Origin of the sequence: Thiohalocapsa sp., assembly GCF_019695415.1 — a bacterium.
Lineage (GTDB): Bacteria > Pseudomonadota > Gammaproteobacteria > Chromatiales > Chromatiaceae > Thiohalocapsa.
In genome coordinates, this window is record NZ_JAIFKJ010000395.1 from 1 (window position 1) to 3,459 (window position 3,459).

The following is a 3,459-nucleotide window of genomic DNA, read 5'->3' on the forward strand; positions in this document are numbered from 1 at the left end:
CTGGGCCTCGGCTGTGCTTTGTCTTTTTGGCCTGGGTAACTGGCGGCCGTTGTCAGTCCAGCGATGGCGGCTCGTGCGCATCTGGCGTTAGGCGGCTGGTTGTGGTATCGCCGTCGGGCTTGGCATGATCGAGGGCGAGGTAGCGCGGGTGCTGATCCTGTTCTATCTGTCGCCGGTGTGGGCGGTGCTGTTGGGACGGATGCTGCTCGGGGAGCGACTGTTGCCGGTAACGGTGCCTGCGCTCGTGCTGGCGTTGTTCGGGGCGGGGCTGATGCTGCTGTCGGATACACGCGGTCTCGGCCAAGGCCTGCTGCGGGCCTTCAGCCCCGCGGATCTGCTGGGCCTCGTAGCTGGGTTTGCTTTCGCGCTCACGAATGTGCAGTTGCGCGCGGCGATGGGGCTGCCGGCGGCGCTGAAGAATCTGGCAGCGGTGGCGCTGGTGCCGCCGCTGGCGGCGGTTGCGGCGGCTGGTGTGGGGACGGACTTCGCCGCCCCCTGGTGGGCGCTGCTGGCGGCGATTGCGATCGGGGTGCTCTGGATGAGCAGCATGATTTCCGCAACGCAGTACGGTATCAGCCGCATGCCCTTGCAGCGGTCATCGGTGCTCTTACTGTTCGAGCTGGTCGTCGGTGCTCTCTCCGCGGCCTGGCTGGCGGGGGAGGCCCTGAGCCTGGCGGAGCTGACAGGCGGCGCCTGCATCGTGCTGGCGGGATTGGCGGTGGTGTGGCTTCGGCGCTGAGGCACGCTCTATCCCGCCGCGCCCCGCCCACAGCAATGTCATCGGTGCCGAGGGCCAAGGGCCGAAAAGGGCAGATGGCGCCGCACAGTTGTCGCGCCAGGGGCAGCACCAACGGTCCTCCCGGTGGATCAGCCCTCAAGCCGTCGGCAGTAACCCGTCCCAGGAGCGATCTGTTCCAAGCACTCGCGCGCTCCAGCCAACGGCCGGTCTCCGTGGAAGCGTACGCCATCTATGCCGAGTAGGAGAGCCACGATGGGGGCACCGGCCGCCTTTGCGCGACGATTGGAAATCATCGCGTGACGCGCCTGACTCGCATCATGGACGGTGCCGGCTCGAGCGAAGCACGCGCCTCTCCCACAGTCGCCGCCGCCTCGAGCACCAGCCCAGGGCCTTCAATGCAAATCTGCGGCCAGCGCGTCCCTGCGTGCGGCATCTAGTTCCACCTCCTCGCGGTACTCGGGATGGTCAATGCCCATCCGGATCGGAGCACCTCGTTTGACGTCGTTCACTGCGCCTTCCGGGAGTTGGAAGCGCAGAAAATGCACTGAGGAGGTCTTGTCCGCGCTCTCGCGCTCGAGGTCTTCATCGGCGATGGCATAAACCTGTTCGTGTGCGCCAACCTGTACCCAAACCCGGTCTTCTATCCCAATGAGACGGGAAAGGGCTTGGCGGCGTTCTTCGACATCTTCAAACTCCACCATGAACGTAGCCTTCCAATTATCGCCGTCCGGAATCAGGGGATTGTATGCATCCAGTTCTTCCTGAATCCCGGTGGGCTCGAAGATACGCTCAACACGCAGCATCTCCTGAATCTGATACTGCATGGTCAGACGGTCCTCGAAGTAAAGCGTTGCATGCGCCCCAATAGGTACGCGCCGAGCCTGCTTATGCGCCATCACCTTCGCGCGAAAGTCCGCGCGCTTTTCGGCATACTCCTCCAGACTAAATAGGTCAGCACGGGTCAGAGGTTGCATAGTACTTTCTCTCGCAATCAATTCAGCGTCAGAGACCATACGCGAGGCGCAGCAGCGAGATCGGGTGCTGCTGTCGCCCATCCTCGCCAAGCGCGTGCGCGATATGCGCGCCGGCCATTGGACAGTCACTGCCGAAGTGATCGGCCTCTGCCTTCTGGATTCGATTGGCGACAGGACGGACGATCTTCATAGACGCAGCATGAAATTCCTGCTTCACGGCGTATGTGCCATCATGGCCTGAGCAGCGCTCGATGGTCTCTACTGTCGTTCCCGGTACCAAGCTCAGTGCGTCGCGTGTTTTCTGCCCAATGTTCTGCACCCGCTGATGGCAAGACGCCTGATAAATGACTTTACCCAACGACTTCTGGAAGGCCGTATTCATCTTGCCGTGCTTGTGCCGCAACAAGAGATATTCGAATGGATCATAGACGTGGTCAGCGACCTCCTGAACGTCGTGATCGTCGGGGTACATCAGCGGGAGCTCCTGCTTGAACATCAACACACAGGAGGGAACGATCGCCAGGACGTCCCAACCTTCGTCCACTAAGGCTTTCAGTACCGGGATATTCGCGCGTTTTGCCTTATCCACCGCTTCCAGATCACCAAGCTCCAACTTGGGCATACCGCAACAGCGCTCCTCAGCGGCAAGCGTCACGGGTATCCCGTTGTGTTCCAGAACGGAAATGAGGTCCTCGTTAACGTCAGGCTCATTGTAGTTGCCGTAACAGGTGGTAAATACGGCGACCTTGCCGGTGGTCGGTCCCGCGCCCTCCCCTTGGGCCTTCCTATTGACGAGGTGACGGTGGCGTTTGCGCAGCGTATCGGTGTGATATCTCGGCAACCGCGCCGTTTTATCCACCCGCATGACGGACTCTACCAACCCTCGCCCGACGGCGTTGCTGAGCGTTGCGTTCACAAGACCGTTGACGACGGGAATACCAGCAAGAGATCCCACGAGATCGGTACTTGTCAAAAGCTTATCCCGCGCCTTGACCTGCCCCTTGCTGAACTTCACCGCTTTGGCCCGGAGCATCAGATGCGGAAAGTCCACGTTCCATTCATGCGGAGGCACGTAAGGACACTTCGTCATGTAGCAGAGGTCGCAGAGGTAGCAGTGGTCGACCACCTTCACGTAGTCCGTCTTCGCGACCCCGTCTACCTCCAAGGTCTCCGACTCGTCTACGAGGTCGAACAACGTCGGAAACGCCTGGCAAAGACTTACGCACCGCCGACAGCCGTGGCAGATATCGAACACCCGCTCCAGCTCGGCATTCAGAGAATCCTCGTCGTAGAACTCGGGGCTCCGCCAGTCGATCGGATGGCGGATCGGCGCCTCGAGGCTACCCTCACGTGTCATCGTCATGCTGCTGCTCCTCGATCGTGACCCAGCGTCGGCGTCCTGTCTCTGAAGTTTGCCACGGGTTCCGATGCGTCCGCTCTCGGCAACCGCTGCACAGGAAAGCCTCCGGCACTCCAGGCGCACTTCGTTCATGCGCCGCCGCATCCAACAATTGGCTCGCGATGATATCACTGCGACCAACCCCGTCGGGAGCGAACGCGCCAGCAGGAAAGACGCGCGCCGCCATAGCGCTCGTCAGCAAACCGAGCCTACAGCACGCCTTCCCGTTGCATCCAAGGATTCTGCTAGCGAGCCTTTTTGCTGAGCCGGCCCCTTCGGTCAGACCAAAAAAAAGGGCCGACAAAGTCGGCCCATTAGGAGAGAACCCTGGCGGTGACCTACTTTCG

The 3,459-nt window shown here is 61.3% G+C and carries 3 protein-coding genes; 1 reads left to right on the forward strand and 2 read right to left on the reverse strand.

The genetic code is table 11. The annotated features are described in order from the left end of the window. Nucleotides 1–124 precede the first annotated feature (124 nt). Nucleotides 125–739 (forward strand): DMT family transporter, encoded by a 615-nt coding sequence (locus I6U14_RS11290; RefSeq protein ID WP_296899380.1) that lies wholly within the window; start codon nucleotides 125–127, stop codon nucleotides 737–739. A 392-nt stretch (nucleotides 740–1,131) separates the two neighbouring features. Here the strand turns inward: I6U14_RS11290 and I6U14_RS11295 are convergent, their stop codons facing one another. Together I6U14_RS11295 and I6U14_RS11300 are read right to left on the reverse strand one after the other, a co-directional pair. Next, a complete protein-coding gene (locus I6U14_RS11295) occupies nucleotides 1,132–1,713 on the reverse strand; it encodes a DUF3501 family protein (RefSeq protein ID WP_296899381.1) in 582 nt (193 codons plus the stop codon). A 28-nt stretch (nucleotides 1,714–1,741) separates the two neighbouring features. After that, nucleotides 1,742–3,076, reverse strand: coding sequence for a heterodisulfide reductase-related iron-sulfur binding cluster (locus I6U14_RS11300; RefSeq protein WP_296899383.1), 1,335 nt, complete (start codon nucleotides 3,074–3,076; stop codon nucleotides 1,742–1,744). Between the last annotated feature and the right edge of the window lie 383 nt (nucleotides 3,077–3,459).